Raw genomic sequence first — 15,589 nt, forward strand, 5'->3', positions numbered from 1 at the left:
CGCGAGAAGGGGTCAGCCGGTGGTGGGCACCGCGACAGCGTGCCGCCGGTGCCATTGCAGTCGCACCCGGGCGCCCCGGTACGCGGCCACGTCCTCGGACGACGTCTCCAGGTTCTGCTGGAGCGCCGTGAGGCGGCCGCCACCGTCGAGGTCGACCAGGAAGCGGGTGACGTCCCCCAGGTAGACCACCTCGGCGACGGTCCCGGTGACGCCGGCGTGCTCCGGCTCCCCGGAGTCCGCGGACTCCTTCAGCACCCGGATCTTCTCGGGCCGCACGCTGAAGGTGCCCGGCGCGCCGACGATCCGCCGGGCGGTGTCCCCATCGAGGAGGTTGGACGTGCCGACGAAGGACGCCACGAAGGGCGTCGCGGGCCGTTCGTAGATCTCGGCCGGGGTGCCGACCTGTTCGACGCGGCCCCGGTGGAGGACGGCGATGCGGTCGCTCATCGTCAGGGCCTCCTGCTGGTCGTGGGTGACGAGGACGAAGGTGATCCCGACGTCCCGCTGGAGCGCCTTGAGTTCGACCTGCATCTGCTCCCGCAGCTTCAGGTCCAGCGCGCCCAGCGGTTCGTCCAGCAGCAGCACCCGGGGACGGCCGACCAGCGCCCGGGCGAGGGCGACACGCTGGCGCTGCCCGCCCGAGAGCTGGGCCGGCCGGCGTCTGCCGAAGCCCTCCAGGCGTACCTCGCCGAGCGCCTTGCGGGCCCGCACCAGCCGCTCCGCCTTGGGCACCCCGCGGACCCTGAGGGCGTAGGCGACGTTCTGCTCGACGCTCATGTGCGGGAAGAGGGCGTAGTCCTGGAAGACGGTGTGGACGTCCCGCTCGAAGGGCGCGAGGCCGGTGACCTCCTGCCCGGCGAGCTCGACGCGGCCCTCGGTGGGGGTCTCGAAGCCGGCGATCAGGCGCAGGACCGTCGTCTTGCCGGAGCCGGAGGGACCGAGCATCGAGAAGAACTCCCCGTCCCGGACCTCCAGGTCGATCCCGGCGACGGCGGTCGTCTCCCCGAACGACTTCCGCAGCCCCGACAGCCGGATCGCGCTTCCCTCCATCGGCGGGAACCTTTCTGGCTCGCTCGGGCGTTGACCGATTGAACAAAAACATATGAAGTCATAGTTCAAAGCTCAAGGCCCCCTTGGGGTAAAGCTTGAGTCAACGTGCAAGGTGGTGGCCGTGAATCAGCAGCGCATCGACGGCGGCGCCCGCAGAGCCGTCTTCGCCCCGGTCGACAACCGGGCACGGGTGGACGCGGTCGTGCGGCGGATCGGCGACGCCATCGAGCTCGGGCTGCTCGGCGACGGGGAGCAGCTGCCGGGCGAGAGCGAACTGGCCGGTCAGCTCGGGGTGTCCACGGTAACCCTGCGGGAGGCCCTGATGGCACTGCGCCAGCAGGGGCTCGTCACCACTCGCCGGGGCCGCGGCGGCGGCTCCTTCGTCTCGCTGCCCGAAGTCCCGGGCGAGGAACGGCTCAAGGCCCGTCTGCGCGGCTGGAGCACCGAGGAACTGCGCGACCTGGGCGACCACTGGGCCGCCCTCTCCGGTGCCGCGGCGCGGCTCGCGGCCGAGCGCACGGAACCCGGGGACCTCGTACAACTCCGGCGCACCGCAGCGGAGTTGGAACAGGCCGACGAGGCGGCGGCATGCAGTCGCCTCTACGGCCGCTTCCACGTGGAGCTGGCGGCGGCCGCGCAGTCGGCGCGCCTGACGCGGGAGCAGGTGGCGCTCCAGACGGAGGTCGGGGCGCTGCTGTGTCTTGTGCTCGGGGACGGCGAATATCGTGAAGAGGTGTCCGAGCGACTCCGATTCGTCATCTCGGCCGTGCAGGATGGGGCCCACGAATCGGCCAGGGAGCCGGCCGAGCGTTGCGTCCGGGAGTCGACGGCACGGCTGATCGCCCTGCGTCTGACGCTGTAGCCGCGTCGCTCGACGGCCCCGTCCTCTGGAGGGCAGCCATGGGCCTCGTGACGGCAATGCTCGACAAGGCACCCGAGGAGTCGGTCGCGGCGCGGGTCCGCTCGGCCGTCGAGACGGTCTTCGACGCCGTGGCCGCGACCCGCGCGGACACCACGGCCCTGCTGGCACGCGTGGCCGCCGAGGGCCGCCGCCCGGCCACCGTCGACCTGGCCGCCCTGCGCCCGGGTCTTCATCTGCGGCTCGCCCGGCACGCGTTGGTGTCCGGTGCCGGCTTCGTCGCCGCGCCGGGACTGCTGACGGACGTACCCGCGTGGCTGGAGTGGTGGCAGACCGGCGCGGAGGGGGACGTACGGCCCCTGCTGCTCGACCTGGATCCCGCGCACTCGGCGTACGCCGACTACACGCACTGGGACTGGTTCGCACTCCCCCGTGACACGGGCGAGCGGGCGGTGGCCGGGCCGTACGTCGACTACCTCTGCTCCGACGAGTACAGCCTGACGCTGTCGGCGCCGGTCGAGATGGGGGGCCGGTTCGCCGGAGTGGCCGCGGCGGATGTGTACCTACGGCACTTCGAGGCGGCCGTCATGCCGATGCTGCACCAACTGCCGGGCCCCGCTCGCCTGGTGAACGCCCGCGGCCGGGTCGCCGCGTCCAGTGATCCGCGGCATCTGGTCGGTTCCCTCGACAAGGGTCCGGACTTCGCCGGGGCGTTGGCGACGGGCCGGACCGCGCGGGCCGGCGGGGTGCGGCTGGTCCCCTGCGCGGGGGTGCCGCTGGTGCTGGTGGTGACGGAGTGAGCCGGGACGGGCGGCCCCGTGGAACGCCCCTGCTCCACGGGGACCGACGACTACTGACGAGGCGCCGTCGACGACCTGAACGCCGACGGTGCCCGTCAGGCCTTGGGGGTGGGTACCACCGTGAGGTGGGCCGCCGCGCGCCGCGGACGGCGCCTGGTGGGAGCCGGGCGGAGCACCAGCGTCAGGCGGGTGTAGCCCAGGTCGCGCAGGGTGCGCGGGGTCTCGTCGACGATCCGGCAGTCGGTGGCGCCCCAGCGCGGGTCCGGGTGGACGAGCGGGCGTACGGAGCCGTCGTGCTCCACGGCTTCTTCGCCGACCGCGCGGATCCAGTGCGGCAGGCCGTGCCGGTAGGCGGCGTCCATGATCGGGTCCTGGGCAATGTCCCGGCGGATCGCCTGGAGGCCGTGGTCGTGGCCGTGCCGCTCCACCGCGGCCGCGAAGTGCGCGAGCATGGGCAGACACCAGCGCGACTCGTGCTCGCCGAGGACGCTGCTCGCGTCGGGGTGGAAGAGGACGAAGCGCAGGAAGTTGTCACCGGGCATGGCCGTCGGATGCGGACCCACGGCACGGAAAAGTGACGCGAAAGCGGTGTTGGCGAGAACGACGTCCCAGCGGTGGTCGAGGACGACGGACGGGAAGGGGACGGCTTCCAGGAGCGTGGCGTAGTCCTGAAGATACGCCCGGGCTTCGAGCCCCTCGGGGACGGGCCGCAGTTCCGACCGCTGCCCACCTGCCTGATATGCCATCGGGAGGTCACCCCTCTTGCCTATGCGGCCTTCACGCGGCTCCTTGATCCTGCTGTCCCGGAGCGAGTCGTGTCAACTATCGTGGCATTCCGCGGCGGTTGACGGCTGAAATTGGCCACAGTTGTGGCGAGACCTGGATGTGAGTTCGAACAACGGGCTACTCTCCGGGAAGTTCACGGCGACCGCCTGTGAGAAGTCGGGTGAGAGACGTAGGAGATCTGTCGGTGTCGGATGGCTTCGAGAGCCCGGACGACGCGGCAACGGTCGTGCTGACGGCCGTCGTCGCCCGCGTCACCGCACTCGCCGACCGGCTCGGCGTGCCGCACGCGCAGGTCTTCGACACCGGTCGGCTGTCCGTCGCCTCCGGCGTCCCCGAACCCGTGGTCAAGGCCCTGCTGAGCGGTCGCCCGGCGGGTGAACCGGACGTCCAGGCGCGGTTCCTGCAGCGGCTCGACCTGCTGCGCCGCACCCGGCTCAAGCCGAACGGGCGCAAGTACACCCAGCAGGAGATCGCCGACGGAGCGGGCATGTCCCGGCAGCAGGCGGGCGCCCTGATCAACGGCGACCGGCGCCCCACCATGGAGCACTGCGACGCCATCCAGCGGTTCTTCCGCGTGCACGCCGGCTTCCTCACGGCCGAGGACCCCGAGGCGCTCGCGGGTGCGCTGCAGCACACCGAGCAGGAGCTCCTGCACAAGCTCGCCGACCGGGAACGGGAGGCCGCGGCGGCCGCCCGCGACCCGCTGGAGCGGCTGCTGCAGGACCACGGTGTGCGCGGGATCGCCTGGCGGGCCGCGCAGCTGCCGACCGACCAGCACCGTGACAAGGTCGCCGAGTGGCTGGACATGCTCCTGGAGAGCGTCAAGCGGCCCGAGTCCTGATCCGGGAGACAACTGTGGGCATCGGTAAGCACATGCGCCGCCTGAGCGGCGAGTTGGTGGCGGAGCTGGAACTCGACACCCCGGCACGGCCCGAGGACCTCTACGGCGCCCTGTGCGACGCGATGAGCAGACGCCGGGGCCGCCCGGTCCACTTCCGTACGGCGCCCTTCCCACCCGGCACGGCCAGCGGGCTGTGGCTCGACATGGCCGACCAGGACCTCGTCGTGATCGAGGAACGCACCGCCCCCGACCACCAGTTGGTCATCCTCGGCCACGAGCTGTGGCACATGAACGCCGGCCACTGCTCCCACCACGTCGAGGGCGCCGCGGTCGCCGCCCGCCTCCTCCACGACGACGCCGATCTCCAGGCCACCGTCCGCAAGGTCGCCGCCCGCAGCCGCTTCGAGCTCGACGACGAGCGGGAGGCGGAGAGCTTCGGCCTGCTGCTGGCCAGCAAGTGCCGTACCTGGCTCGCGGGTTCACCGTTGCGCGGGCCTGTGCAGCGGGACCGGCTGGCGGGGCGGATCGAGGCCTCCCTCGGGTATCTGGGGCCGCAGGGCTGAGGGTTCAGGGGCTGAGGGTTCACCGGGCGTCAGGTCGCACTGCGTTCGCTGGCCTCTCTCAGCTCCCGCTCCCCACCGGGTGCCCACGCGCTCCCGGGGTTGCCCTCCCGCAACAGCTCCCGCCAGTGCTCCCGGCTCCAGTCCGCCGGGGCCGTGGTGGCCGTGAACTCCTCGACCAGGGAGACGAACCGGGCCGGGTCGGTGTGGAAGGGGAAGTGGCCCGCGCCCTCGAAGATCTCCAGACGGCTGCCGGGCATCGCCTCGTGCGCCCCGAAGGCGTGCTGTACGGGCACCACGCTGTCCCGGTCGCCCCACAGCAGCATGGTCGGCATGCCCTCGGTGAGATAGCAACGGTCGAGCATGGTGACGACCTGGCCGCGCCAGTCGACGACCGCGCGCAGGGTGCGGATGAAGGCGTTGCGGGCGGTCTCGTCGGGCAGGGCGTCGACGAGGTTCAGCAGGTCCGGGGCGTCCTGGCCGAGATCGGTGTCCATGAGCTTCATCAGGCGCACGGCGAGGCCGACCTGGAGCCGCATGCCGGGCAGCCGCAGCGAGGACAGCATCAGGTGGGCGCCGGGCAGGGACACCAGCCGCAGCACCGGGTTGACCTCACGGCCCACCCCGCCCGCGCTGACCAGGATGAGCCGCTCGGTGCGCTCCGGGAACTGGTAGGCGAACTGCATGGCCACTCCCCCGCCCAGCGAGTGCCCGACCAGAGTGGCCGACTCGATGCCGAGGGTGGTGAGCAGATCACGGACGCCGTTGGCGTACGCGGCCACCGAGTAGTCGGCGCGCGGCTTGTCGGAGTCGCCGTGGCCGAGCAGGTCGGGGGCGATCACGGTGTGGGTGCGGGCGAGGTCGGGGATCAGTTCGGCCCAGGTCGCCGAGGAGTCGCCGATGCCGTGGATGAGGACGAGCGGCGGCCCCTCGCCAGCCCTGCGGAAGGCCCGGCGGTAACCGTGCACCACGCGGTACTGCAACGCGAGTTCCGCGTCGCCCACCGAGCGCAGCCGGACCGCGCGCACCGGGCGCCGGAGCGGGTCGTCGACCACGTGCTCACCCTCCCCTTCTCCTGGCCGCCGCACGGCGGCAGCAAGCCCTTCCTCCCAGCGTAGGGCTGCTTTCCGCACGGTGATTTCGGTGAGGTTTCGCCTCCGCTAAGCGGGCGAACGAACCGGCGCGGAAGCTGGATTGTCAGTGGTGGGCGGCAAGCTGGAGACGCACGCCCGTATGACCGACAACGACTTGGGGAGAGCCGCCGATGCCCACCGCCGTACTGACCGACCGTGAGCGCACCGCCGTCCAGGCGTATCTTCGGCTGCTGCACACGGTCCGAGCCGCCTTCGACACCGCGTCCGGCCCGCCCGACACCGCCCGGCCACCGGTCGTCCCGCCGGCGGTCCTCGCCGAGGCCGAACAGGCCCTGGCGGACGCGGGCCTCGCGGGCAACGAGGAGGCGTTCTTCAGGCTGCTGAAGAACTGGTGCCCGCCGGAGTTCTAGCGGGGACGAAGGGGCGTGCCGTGCGCTCAGGCGTGCGGCACGGTCACCGAGGTCACCACCAGGCCGTCCCGGACCGTCCAGCGGCCCTGGAGGACGCCGCGCCGCTCGCCGCCCACCAGCGGGCCGGGGACGAGGAGTTCGGCGCGCAGCGTGCCGCTGACGGGCGGTCCGGGGGCGACGAGGATGTCGATGTCGGCCTCGGTGAAGTCCAGCCACGTCCGGGTGAGCGGGAACCACGCCTTGTAGACGGACTCCTTGGCGCTGAACAGCAGCCGGTCCCAGTGGACGGCGGGGTACGCCCCGGCGAGTTCCCGCAGCCTGACCCGCTCCCCCGGCAGCGAGACGCTCCCCAGCACGCCCTCCGGGAGCGGCCCGTGAGGTTCGGCGTCGATCCCGAGGGAGGCCAGGTCGGCGGAGCGGACCAGGGCGGCGGCGCAGTAGCCGTCGCAGTGGGTCATGCTGCCCGTGAGCCCGGCGGGCCACTGCGGGGCGCCGCGTTCCCCTGGGAGGACCGGCTGCGGCGGCACACCGAGCTTCTCCATGGCCCGGCGGGCGCAGGTCCGCACGACGGCGAACTCACGGCGGCGTTTGGGGACGGCGTGCGCGACGAGCGCGGCCTCCTCGGGGTACAGCGCGGTGTTCCCCGGCTCGCCGTGGCCGTGGACCTCGACGGCCACCACCGAGTCCGGCAGGAGTTCCTCGATCACAGCGCGCCGACCTCCCTGGGCACGATCCGGCGCAGCCGGCCGGGCGGCTCCGTCCGCTTGCGCCACTCCCGCGGATAGCCCACCGACACCTCCTCGAAGCGGACGCCCTCGTGAAAGGTGGTCCGCGGGATGTGCAGATGGCCGTAGACCATGGTCTCGACGCGGAACCTGCGGTGCCAGTCGGCGGTCAGCGCGGTGCCGCACCACATGGCGAACTCGGGGTACCACAGGACGTCCGTGGGGTGCCGGTCCAGCGGGTAGTGGTTGACCAGGACGGTGGGCAGGTCGTCGGGGAGGGCGGCGAGTCTGCGCTCGGTCTCGGCGACCCGGGCCCGGCACCAGGCCTCGCGGGACGGGTAGGGGTCGGGGTGCAACAGGAACTCGTCGTTGCAGACGATGCCGGTGCCGTGCGCGTACTCCAGGCCCTGCTCCTTGGTGGTGCAGCCGGCGGGCAGGAAGGAGTAGTCGTACAGCAGGAACAGCGGGGCGACGGCGACGGGCCCGCCGGGGCCGTCCCAGACCGGGTAGGGGTCCTCGGGGGTGAGGACGCCGAGCTGCCGGCACATCTCGACGAGGTGCTCGTAGCGGGCGACCCCGCGCAGGCTGACGGTGTCCTTCGGGTGGGTCCACAGTTCGTGGTTGCCGGGGGCCCAGACGACCTTGCGGAAGCGGCCGGCGAGGGTCTCCAGGGCCCAGCGGACGTCGGCGACGGTCTCGGCGACGTCACCGGCCACCAGGAGCCAGTCCTCGTCGGTGCCCGGGCGCATCCGCTCGACGAGGGAGCGGTTCTCGGGATATCCGATGTGCAGGTCGCTGACGGCCAGAAGCTGTGCCGTGCCACCGGCCGTAGACGTCACCTCTCGCCCCCTCCGAGCAGCCCAGTGGGACCACGAGATCACATTAAATTGCCCGGTACAAGAGTGGACCGGGGCGACGGAGTTCCATGATCGGGAATTCCGTAACACGGGCGTTGCACGCGTGGCCCATTGAAAGCCGTATGATCGCCCCAACACCACCGCAGTGAACTTCCCTTCCAAGGGGCGGTTTGGTGTCCCTCCAATCACCCTGCCCGGGCACGGGCCCGCTTCGCCCTGCCCGAAAACCCGAAAGGCGGCCTGAATGCATTCTCGCGTACGCGTCTGGCTCAACCGCACGTACGCGGAGAACGTGTTCTTCATGGATCAGCTGCGGCGAAATCCCAGCGACAGAGCCGTCGAGATCCATGCGACGCACGGCGACGCCGACTCGCCCGTGCTGGCCGCCGCCGACACCGCCGAGCTGGAGCCGGAGGGGCTGTCCCCGGCCGCCTACGTCGAGTTCGCCCTCGACCAGTGCCAGAAGCGCGGCATCGACGTGTTCGTGCCCCGGCTGCACCAGGCGGCGATCGTCGCCCACCGCGCCGACTTCGCCGCGCTCGGCACGGCGCTGCTCGCGCCGCCGCCGGAGGCCGTCGCCGTCTTCCACGACAAGGTGATCGCCTACGAGGCGGTCCAGGCGGTCGGTGTCCCGGTGCCGCCGTGGTGGCGGGTGCGGACCGCGGACGAGCTGGTCGCGGCCGTCGAGGAGCTGGAGGCCGACGGACACAAGGCCTGCTTCAAGCCCGCGTCCGGCGCGGGCGGGGTGGGCTTCCGGATCATCACCCGCGCCCCCTTCTCCCTCGCGCAGCTCAATGGGTTCCCCAGCCCCTACGTCTCGCTCGACACGGTCGTCGAGGCCCTCGCCCAGGCCGACGAGCAGGTGGACTGGCTGGTCATGCCGCGCCTGGAGCAGCCGGAGGTCTCGGTGGACACGCTCACCGGACCCGACAACCGGGTGCGGCTCGCGATCGGCCGCACCAAGAACGGTCGGCGTCGCGGGTTCACGCAGCACGAGCAGTGGCTGGAGCCGGCGCGGCTGATCGCGGAGGGGTTCGGGCTGCACTACCTGTCCAACATCCAGTTCCGGATGCTGGGCGACCGTCCTGTGCTGATGGACGTGAACACGCGTCCGGCGGGCGGCCTGCACCAGGTGTCGCTGTGCGGGGTCAACGTGCCGTGGGCCGCCGTGCAGTTGGCGCTGGGTGAGGACACCGGGGTGATCGAGCCGCCGTTCCTGGGACAGGACTACACGGTGGTGTCGGGACCGAGGCAGTTGCGGCCGGTGTCGATTCCGGCTCAGCGGGCCGAGGTGCCGGAACCGTTGCCCGCCGTGCCGTCGCCCGCGGCCGCCGAGGCGGTTGTCGTCCAGGCAGCCGGTCAGGTACTGCCGCTTTAGGTTGCCTCACCTCACCCCCCACCGGTATGGACCAATTCTGCCGCTCGTCTTGACAGGCCGATTGGTCCATACCAACTTGGTTGCGCACCCCCTGCACTACCTCTCTGCACTCCCGAACACCCCCATTTCTTCAGGGAGATCGCGTGCGCAACCCACTCAGACGTCCCAGACTTGTCGCTCTCCTCGGCTCCGCCGTTCTCGCGCTGGCCGGAGCCGTCGCCCTCCCCGGCACGGCTCAGGCGGCCAACGTCCTCACCAACCCCGGCTTCGAATCCGGAAGCCTCTCCCCCTGGACCTGCACCGGCAACCTCGGTTCGGTCGTCTCCTCGCCCGTCCACGGCGGCTCCAAAGCCCTTGCCGGGGCGGTGAGTTCGAGCGACAACGCGCAGTGCAGCCAGACCGTCTCCGTGCAGCCGAACACCACCTACAGCCTCAGCGGCTGGGTGCGCGGCTCCTACGTCTACCTCGGCGTGAACGGCGGGGCCTCCACCTGGACGACCTCGCCGTCGGCGTACAGCCAGCTGTCCGTCTCCTTCACCACCGGCGCCTCGCAGACCAGCGCCACGATCTATGTCCACGGCTGGTACGCCCAAGGCACCTACTACGCCGACGACATCAGCCTCGACGGGCCCGGAGGCGGGGGCTCGGACACCCAGGCGCCGAGCGCGCCGACCGGGCTGGCCTCCACGGGCAAGACGTCGTCGAGCGTGTCGCTGAAGTGGAACGCCTCGACGGACAACACGGGTGTCACGGGGTACGACGTCTACAGCGGCTCCAACAAGGTCCTCACCGCCTCCGGTACGTCCGCCACCGTCAGCGGGCTCTCGGCCGGCACGGCGTACACCTTCACCGTCAGGGCACGCGACGCGGCCGGGAACACCTCCGGGGCCTCCAACTCCGTGAGCGTGACGACCGACGCGGGCAGCGGGAACCCCACCGGCTTCAAGCAGGCCGCGCCGTATCTGTACGAAGGCTGGGGTGATCCGCCGAGCCCGAGCACGGTGATGAGCGCGACCGGCGTCAAATGGTTCACGATGGCGTTCGTGCTGGACTCCGGCGGCTGCAATCCCTCCTGGGACGGCAGCCGGCCGCTGACCGGCGGTGTCGACCAGACCGCCATCAACCAGATCCGGGCCGCCGGCGGTGACGTCGTGCCGTCGTTCGGCGGCTGGCAGGGCAGCAAGCTCGGCGCCAACTGCTCCTCGGCGAGCGCGCTCGCGGCCGCCCTCCAGAAGGTGATCGACGCCTACTCGCTCAAGGCGATCGACATGGACATCGAGAACACCGACGAGTTCGAGAACGAGGCCGTGCAGGCGAGGATCCTGACCGCGCTGAAGACGGTCAAGGCCAACAACCCCGGCCTGAGGACCATCGTCACCTTCGGCACCTCGACCACCGGCCCGACCTACTACGGCAACCGGCTCATCGAGCAGGCCCAGTCGCTGGGCGCGAACATCGACGTCTTCACCATCATGCCGTTCGACTTCGGCGGCGGCTCCGACATGTACGGCAGCACCGTGAACGCCACGGAGGGCCTGAAGGCCAAGCTGAAGTCGACGTTCGGCTGGGACGACGCCACTGCCTACTCCCACATCGGCATCTCCGGCATGAACGGGCTCTCCGACCAGCAGGAGAACACGACCCCGGCGATCTGGACCCAGATCCGCGACTACGCGAACTCGCGCCACCTCGCCAGGCTCGCCTTCTGGTCGGTCAACCGCGACCGGCCGTGCCCGGGCGGCGGAGTCGTCAGCAACTGCTCCGGCATCAGCCAGAGCAACTGGCAGTTCACCTCGATCACGGCCGGCTTCACCGGCTGAGCGTGGCGGTGCCTGCCGGTCCCTCAACCGGCAGGCACCGCCACGCCGTCAGGACCGGCCCGAACCCCGGTACAGCTCCAGCTCCCCGTCCAGTTCGACCTTGAGGACCGTGGCGTACGGGTCGAGGTCCGCCGCGGCGGGCGGGGCGATCCACACGATGCCCACGGCGTCGTGGAGTCCGCCCACCATCCGGTGCCCGAGTTCCGTGCCGGTACCGAGGACGGTGACCTTGCGAACCGGGGTCACCAGGCCGCGCAGGCCCACTTCGGCGCGCGGCGCGTCGAAGAGCACCAGGTAGAGCGTCCGGCCGTCCGCCGACAGGGTGCTGGGGCCGTAGTGGTGCCCGGCGGGCAGCCCGCGCACGGTCCCGTACACGGCCTCGGAGTGCTTGCGGATCCACTCCCCCAGCCCCTCCAGGCGCTCGACCTGAGGCTCGGGGATGGTGCCGTCCTCCCTCGGGCCGACGTCCAGCAGCAGATTTCCGCCCCCGCCGATGGTCTCGGTGAAGTAGCGGATCAGCTGGGCGAGCGACTTGTGGTTGTGGTCGTGGTGCTGGTACCCCCACGAGTCGTTGATCGTCAGGCACAACTCCCAGGGACCGTCAGGCGGTTCGATGGGAGCACCCTGTTCGGGGGTGGCGTAGTCGCCCTCACCGAGCATGCGCGCGTTGAAGACGACGTCCGGCACGTACGACCGTACGAGCGCGGCCAGTTCGGGGATGCGCCACTGCTCCTCGCTGCGCTCCCACTCGCCGTCGAACCACAGCAGGTCGGGCCGGTAGCGGGAGGCGAGTTCGCGGATCTGGCCGTCCCGGTAGGCGATGAAGCGCTCCCAGGCCTCCAGGTCCTCGTCCTCGGCGGCGACCTCGGAGTAGCGGTTGTCCTCCTGCTCCGGCGGGCGGCCCGGCTTGCGCGTGGAGGCGTAGTCGGGGTGGTTCCAGTCGGAGTGCGAGTAGTAGAGGCCGACCTTCAGGTCCTTCTCCCGCAGGGCCTCGGCGTAGGGGCCGAGGTAGTCCGTGCCGAGGTTGAGGTCGCCGAACTCCGTGTCCCACAGGGCCACACCGTCGTGGTGACGGCTCGTCAGGACGGCGTACTTCGCGCCGGCCCGGGCGAACAGATCCGCCCAGGCCCGCGGGTCGTACCGGGCGCCGGTGAAGCGCTCCAGCTGGGACATGTAGCGGTCGTGCGGGACGATGTCGTCGTAGAACGACCAGGACTCCTGGACGCCGTCCACCGCGTAGATGCCCCAGTGGACGAAGATCCCCAACTTGGCGTCGGTGAACCAGGGTTGCATCGGCACGGGTCAGCCCCTCCGCAGCCGGAGGGTCAGCACCTGGAAGGGGCGCAGCGAGACCGCGACCCCGCCGTCGGCGAGCTCGGCCCTCTCGTCCTCGAGGGGGCGCTCCAGCAGGTCGGTGACCTGGGCGCCGGCCAGCGGGAAGCCGGTGCGCAGGACGCCCTGGGCGCGGCCGCCGCCCGACTCGTAGAGACGGACCACCACGTCACCGGAGCCGTCGTCGGCGAGCTTGACCGCCTCGACTGTCACACCCTCGCCGTCGACCGAGACGACCGGCTCGGGGGCACCTGCCGCGTCCGCCACCCGGAGCGGGAGGTTGAGGGAGTAGCCCTCGGCGACGGTGTCCTGGATGCTCGCGCCGGGCAGCAGCGAGTACGTGAAGCGGTGCCTGCCCTGGTCGGCCTCCGGGTCCGGGATGCGCGGGGCGCGGACCAGGCTGAGCCGGACCGTGGTCGTCGTACCGCCGTCCTCGCGGACCGTGCGGGAGACGTCGTGGCCGTAGGTGGAGTCGTTCAGCACGGCGACGCCGTAGCCGGGCTCCCCGACGTGCACCCAGCGGTGGCCCGAGACCTCGAAACGGGCCGCCTCCCAGCTGGTGTTGGTATGCGTGGGCCGCTGGATGTGGCCGAACTGGATCTCCGCGGAGGAGTGCGCGGCGCGCACGTCCACCGGGAAGGCGGCCTTGAGGATCTTCTCGGCCTCGTGCCAGTCGATGTCGGTCTCGAAGTCGATCCGGGGGCTGTCGGCGCGCAGGGTGATGGTCTGGGTGATCGTCGAGCCCTTGCCGAAGGACCGGGTCACACGGATCGCGCCGAGCAGCGGGTCCTCGGAGACGAGCTCGACCGAGGTGGGCTCGAGAAGGTCCGTGTAGCGGTTGTTGTAGTGCTTGTCGATGTCCCAGGCGTCCCAGTAGTTCGGGAGGTCGGTGTGCAGGCGGAGCAGGTTGCCCTTGTCGCCCAGGACTTCGCGCCGAGCACGCAGGTCGTAGACGGACGACAGGGTGCCGTCCTCCGCCACCTCCACGCGCACCAGGCCGTTGTCGAGGACCCTGCCCTCGGCCTTCACGGGCCGTGCGGGCTCCGCGTCCGCCAGCGGCGCGCTGCCGTTCGCGGGCACCTCGACGTACGCCGGAGCGCCCTCGGACGTGCGGACCACCTCGGCCCGGTCGAACGGGCTGGTGTTGAAGACCCGCGTGCCGCCGGCCCCGAGCGCGGCCACGGCCTCGGCGGTCAGCGCCTCCAACTCCTCGGCCACGCGGGCGTATTCGGCCTCGGCCTCGCGGTGCACCCAGGCGATCGAGGAGCCGGGCAGGATGTCGTGGAACTGGTGGAGCAGGACCGTCTTCCACAGCCGGTCGAGCCTCTCGTACGGGTAGGAGTAGCCCGGCGCGTGCAGCGCGGCCGTGGTCGCCCACAGCTCGGCCTCGCGCAGCTTGTGCTCGGAGCGGCGGTTGCCCTGCTTGGTGCGGGCCTGGGAGGTGTAGGTGGCGCGGTGCAGCTCCAGGTAGAGCTCGCCGACCCAGACGGGGGCGTCCGGGTACTCCTCGCGGGCCTTGGCGAAGAACTCGTCGGGGTGCTCCACGACGACCTTGGGCGAGCCCTCCAGGTCGGCGAGGCGCCGGGCGCGCTCCATGATCTCGCGGGTGGGGCCGCCACCGCCGTCGCCCCAGCCGAAGGGGGCCAGCGAGCGGGTGCCGCCGCCCTTCTCGTTGTAGTTGCGGACCGCGCGGTCCATCTCCTCGCCGCTGAAGCGGGCGTTGTAGGTGTCGACGGGCGGGAAGTGCGTGAAGATGCGGGTGCCGTCGATGCCCTCCCACCAGAAGGTGTGGTGGGGGAACTTGTTGGTCTGGTTCCAGGAGATCTTCTGGGTGAGGAACCAGTCGTTGCCCGCCAGCTTGGCGAGCTGCGGGTAGGCGGCGGTGTAGCCGAAGGAGTCGGGCAGCCAGACGCCCTTGGTCTCGACGCCGAAGTGCTCGATGAAGAAGCGCTTGCCGTGGATGAGCTGGCGGGCGATGGCCTCGCCGCCGGGCAGGTTGCCGTCGGCCTCGACCCACATGCCGCCGACCGGAGCCCACTGGCCCTTCTTCACGGAGTCCTGGATGCGGGCCCACACGTGCGGGTAGTTGTCGCGCACCCACTCGTACTGCTGTGCCTGGGAGCAGGCGAAGATGAAGTCGTCGTACTCGTCGGCGAGCGCGGTCACATTGGAGAAGGTGCGGGACGTCTTGCGCTTGGTCTCGCGGATGGGCCACAGCCACGCGGAGTCGATGTGCGCGTGCCCGACGCCGGAGATCGTGTGGGCGCTCGCGTGGGCGGGCCTGGCCAGCACCGGCGCGAGGACCTCGCGGACGGCGGCCGCGCTGCCGGCGACGTCGTCCAGGTCGAGGGCGTCCATGGCCCGGTCCAGGGCGTGCAGGATCTCGTGGCGGCGGGGCTCGTGCTCGGCGAGGTGGACCATGAGCTCGCGCAGCACCTGGAGGTCCAGGTCGAGGTGGAAGACCTCCTCGTCGAGGACGGCGAGGTCGGCGCGCTGGAAGGTGTAGAGGGGCGCGGAGCCGGCCGTGAGCTTGTCGCCCATCGGCGTGATCCTGGAGAAGTTGTCCTTGAGGATGTCCGGGTTGGAGGCGGCCTCGACCAGGTAGTCGATCTGCTCGCCGCCGTTCGCCGGATTGGCGATGGGGACGTACTGGTTGAGCGGGTTGACGGCCTTCAGGGGGCGGCCGTCGGCCAGGTGGACCAGGGCCTCGGCCTGGTTGCCGGGCCAGTCGCCGACGAAGCCGAGGTCGATGACGGCCTCGACGCGCCGTCCGGCCCACTCGGCGGGCACCTGACCGCGCATCCGGAACCAGGTGGTCCCCCAGGGCGGGCCCCACGGGGTGTCCATCGCGAAGGGCGTGTAGCGGGCGGCCGCGGCCTCCTCGAAGGAGACCGGCTCACCCGGCGCCTGCCAGGCCTCGACCTCGAAGGGGACGGTGGCCGCGTAGATCGCGGGCTTGATGCGCTGGTCGTGGGCGCGCTGGACGCGCTCCTCGATGCGGCGGCGTTCGTCGTGCATGAAGGGTCTCCAGGGAGGGAGAGAGCGAGCTGGTGAGGCCGGGAAGCCAGGGGAAAGCG

Annotated in this window: 14 protein-coding genes; 7 read left to right on the forward strand and 7 right to left on the reverse strand. The window is 71.2% G+C overall.

Annotation, left to right across the window (positions count from 1 at the left end; translation table 11 throughout):
* Positions 1-12: 12 nt before the first annotated feature.
* Positions 13-1,050, reverse strand: coding sequence for an ABC transporter ATP-binding protein (locus RKD20_RS07275; RefSeq protein ID WP_424876975.1), 1,038 nt, complete (start codon positions 1,048-1,050; stop codon positions 13-15).
* A 121-nt stretch (positions 1,051-1,171) separates the two neighbouring features.
* Here RKD20_RS07275 and RKD20_RS07280 point away from each other — a divergent pair, with 121 nt between their 5' ends.
* Both RKD20_RS07280 and RKD20_RS07285 read left to right on the forward strand, forming a co-directional pair.
* Positions 1,172-1,912: a FadR/GntR family transcriptional regulator gene (locus RKD20_RS07280; RefSeq protein WP_424876976.1), complete on the forward strand. Its 741-nt coding sequence runs from the start codon at positions 1,172-1,174 to the stop codon at positions 1,910-1,912.
* Positions 1,913-1,950: 38 nt separating this feature from the next.
* The gene (locus tag RKD20_RS07285) at positions 1,951-2,709 is read left to right on the forward strand and encodes a PDC sensor domain-containing protein (RefSeq protein WP_424876977.1); all 759 of its coding nucleotides are present in this window, start codon (positions 1,951-1,953) and stop codon (positions 2,707-2,709) included.
* A 95-nt stretch (positions 2,710-2,804) separates the two neighbouring features.
* Here RKD20_RS07285 and RKD20_RS07290 read toward each other — a convergent pair whose 3' ends face one another.
* On the reverse strand, positions 2,805-3,455 hold the full coding sequence (locus RKD20_RS07290; RefSeq protein WP_424876978.1) for a hypothetical protein: 651 nt from the start codon (positions 3,453-3,455) through the stop codon (positions 2,805-2,807).
* Between the two features lie 224 nt (positions 3,456-3,679).
* Between RKD20_RS07290 and RKD20_RS07295 the strand changes: the two genes are divergently transcribed.
* Complete coding sequence (locus RKD20_RS07295) at positions 3,680-4,336, forward strand: helix-turn-helix domain-containing protein (protein WP_007386039.1); 657 nt, start codon at positions 3,680-3,682, stop codon at positions 4,334-4,336.
* Between the two features lie 32 nt (positions 4,337-4,368).
* Positions 4,369-4,899: a hypothetical protein gene (locus RKD20_RS07300; protein ID WP_028808437.1), complete on the forward strand. Its 531-nt coding sequence runs from the start codon at positions 4,369-4,371 to the stop codon at positions 4,897-4,899.
* A gap of 29 nt (positions 4,900-4,928) precedes the next feature.
* On the opposite strand, the gene RKD20_RS07305 is transcribed toward RKD20_RS07300, so the two are convergent.
* Entirely contained in the window at positions 4,929-5,951 is a 1,023-nt protein-coding gene (locus tag RKD20_RS07305) for an alpha/beta fold hydrolase (RefSeq protein ID WP_424876979.1), read from the reverse strand.
* Between the two features lie 209 nt (positions 5,952-6,160).
* On the opposite strand from RKD20_RS07305, the gene RKD20_RS07310 reads away from it, so the two are divergent.
* Positions 6,161-6,400, forward strand: a complete 240-nt coding sequence (locus RKD20_RS07310) for a hypothetical protein (protein WP_424876980.1) — start codon at positions 6,161-6,163, stop codon at positions 6,398-6,400.
* 26 nt (positions 6,401-6,426) lie between these two features.
* On the opposite strand, the gene RKD20_RS07315 is transcribed toward RKD20_RS07310, so the two are convergent.
* Both RKD20_RS07315 and RKD20_RS07320 read right to left on the reverse strand, forming a co-directional pair.
* The gene (locus RKD20_RS07315; protein ID WP_424876981.1) at positions 6,427-7,107 is read right to left on the reverse strand and encodes a 4'-phosphopantetheinyl transferase family protein; all 681 of its coding nucleotides are present in this window, start codon (positions 7,105-7,107) and stop codon (positions 6,427-6,429) included.
* Complete coding sequence (locus RKD20_RS07320; RefSeq protein ID WP_424876982.1) at positions 7,104-7,964, reverse strand: metallophosphoesterase family protein; 861 nt, start codon at positions 7,962-7,964, stop codon at positions 7,104-7,106. The genes RKD20_RS07315 and RKD20_RS07320 overlap by 4 nt, the downstream gene beginning before the upstream one ends.
* A 262-nt stretch (positions 7,965-8,226) precedes the next feature.
* On the opposite strand from RKD20_RS07320, the gene RKD20_RS07325 reads away from it, so the two are divergent.
* Positions 8,227-9,360, forward strand: a complete 1,134-nt coding sequence (locus RKD20_RS07325) for an ATP-grasp domain-containing protein (RefSeq protein ID WP_424876983.1) — start codon at positions 8,227-8,229, stop codon at positions 9,358-9,360.
* 143 nt (positions 9,361-9,503) lie between these two features.
* Positions 9,504-11,180 carry a carbohydrate binding domain-containing protein gene (locus RKD20_RS07330; RefSeq protein ID WP_424876984.1) on the forward strand — a complete coding sequence of 559 codons (1,677 nt, stop codon included), beginning with the start codon at positions 9,504-9,506 and terminating at the stop codon, positions 11,178-11,180.
* A gap of 48 nt (positions 11,181-11,228) precedes the next feature.
* Here the strand turns inward: RKD20_RS07330 and RKD20_RS07335 are convergent, their stop codons facing one another.
* The gene (locus RKD20_RS07335) at positions 11,229-12,479 is read right to left on the reverse strand and encodes an alpha-L-fucosidase (RefSeq protein ID WP_424876985.1); all 1,251 of its coding nucleotides are present in this window, start codon (positions 12,477-12,479) and stop codon (positions 11,229-11,231) included.
* A 3-nt stretch (positions 12,480-12,482) separates the two neighbouring features.
* Positions 12,483-15,530, reverse strand: coding sequence for an alpha-mannosidase (locus RKD20_RS07340; protein WP_424876986.1), 3,048 nt, complete (start codon positions 15,528-15,530; stop codon positions 12,483-12,485).
* Positions 15,531-15,589: the final 59 nt, after the last annotated feature.

Source organism: Streptomyces sp. SLBN-8D4, from assembly GCF_049739545.1.
Lineage (GTDB): Bacteria > Actinomycetota > Actinomycetes > Streptomycetales > Streptomycetaceae > Streptomyces > Streptomyces canus_C.

Excerpts from the sequence above, each read along its gene's own strand:
- RKD20_RS07275 (WP_424876975.1), bottom strand. The coding sequence starts at position 1,050 with ATGGAGGGAAGCGCGATCCGGCTGTCGGGGCTGCGGAAGTCGTTCGGG.
- RKD20_RS07285 (WP_424876977.1), top strand. The coding sequence starts at position 1,951 with ATGGGCCTCGTGACGGCAATGCTCGACAAGGCACCCGAGGAGTCGGTC.
- RKD20_RS07290 (WP_424876978.1), bottom strand. The coding sequence starts at position 3,455 with ATGGCATATCAGGCAGGTGGGCAGCGGTCGGAACTGCGGCCCGTCCCC.
- RKD20_RS07300 (WP_028808437.1), top strand. The coding sequence starts at position 4,369 with ATGCGCCGCCTGAGCGGCGAGTTGGTGGCGGAGCTGGAACTCGACACC.
- RKD20_RS07310 (WP_424876980.1), top strand. The coding sequence starts at position 6,161 with ATGCCCACCGCCGTACTGACCGACCGTGAGCGCACCGCCGTCCAGGCG.
- RKD20_RS07325 (WP_424876983.1), top strand. The coding sequence starts at position 8,227 with ATGCATTCTCGCGTACGCGTCTGGCTCAACCGCACGTACGCGGAGAAC.
- RKD20_RS07340 (WP_424876986.1), bottom strand. The coding sequence starts at position 15,530 with ATGCACGACGAACGCCGCCGCATCGAGGAGCGCGTCCAGCGCGCCCAC.